General features: G+C 65.4%; 2 protein-coding genes. One reads left to right on the top strand and one right to left on the bottom strand.

Translation table 11 applies throughout. The features are described from left to right. Positions 1-600, bottom strand: a 600-nt coding sequence (locus tag EN738_RS34515) for an aldolase/citrate lyase family protein (protein WP_127287392.1), incomplete at its 3' end; no start/stop codon positions are given. A 101-nt stretch (positions 601-701) separates the two neighbouring features. On the opposite strand from EN738_RS34515, the gene EN738_RS34510 reads away from it, so the two are divergent. Further along, a partial coding sequence (locus EN738_RS34510) for an NAD(P)-dependent oxidoreductase (protein ID WP_145967055.1) occupies positions 702-1,091 on the top strand: 390 nt, incomplete at its 3' end.

Here is a 1,091-nt window from a genome sequence, read left to right as displayed (position 1 = left end):
CACCGAGGCGATCGCTTCCTGCACATGGGGGGCGTTGGGATTGCCCATCGCGCCCATATTGGTCGAGAGGTCGCCGGGGCCGACGAAGAGGACGTCGACGCCGTCGACCGCGGCGATCGCGTCGGCATTGGCGACGCCGGATTCATCCTCGATCTGCACGGCAAGAAGCTGCTGGGCGCGCGCATTGGCATGATAGCCGGCGATGCGGCCGAAGGCATTGGCGCGGTGGCCGACGGAAAAGCCGCGGATACCGCCTGGCGCGTAGGTCATCGCGGCAACGATGGCGCGGGCCTGCGCGGCCGTGCGCACGTTGGGGATCATCAGGCTGCGCGCGCCAATGTCCATTGCCTGCTTGATCAGGTTGGCGTCGTCGGAGGGCAGCCGCACCACCGCCTCGCTGTCGAAGCCGCCTATCACCTGCAGCTGCGCCATGATGCTGCGCAGATCGTTTGGGCTGTGCTCGCCGTCGATCAGGACCCAGCCGGTTCCGGAGCCGGCGACGATCTCGGTGGTGAGGGCCGAAGCCAGCGAGCACCAGATGCCGATGTGAGCCCGGCCGGCCGTTACGGCTGCCTTCAGCGAATTGACGCGCTCTTGCATTTTGCGATCGTCTCCAGGATTGAAATTTGTATGATGTCCTATATCATATGGCTAACTTTGGCTGCAAGAGCAGTTCGCGCTGGTCCGCAAGGGAGTTGAAAATGAAGATCGGTTTCATTGGACTTGGCGTCATGGGAGCGCCAATGGCGCGCCATCTCGCCGACGCCGGACATGAGATCGCCACCGTGCTCAACCGCTCGCCTCTGCCGAAGGACCTCAACGCATCGGTCGTGGCCTCCGCGGCCGAAGTGGCGCGGATGTCCGAGATCGTCGTGACTATGCTCCCCGACACGCCCGACGTGGAACGCGTGCTGCTTGGGCGAGACGGCGTGCTGGACGGACTCGCGGCCGGCAAGCTTGTGATCGACATGAGCTCGATCAGCCCAATCGCCACGGCGGACTTCGCGGCACAGATCCGGCAGGCAGGTGCCGGCTATCTCGATGCGCCGGTCTCGGGCGGCGAGGTCGGCGCCAAGGCGGCGAGCCTCACC

The organism is Mesorhizobium sp. M4B.F.Ca.ET.017.02.2.1, from assembly GCF_003998955.1.
In the GTDB taxonomy this organism is placed as follows: Bacteria; Pseudomonadota; Alphaproteobacteria; order Rhizobiales; family Rhizobiaceae; genus Mesorhizobium; species Mesorhizobium abyssinicae.
Note: the sequence above shows the minus strand (reverse complement) of the source record. Positions and strands in the feature narration are given on the sequence as shown.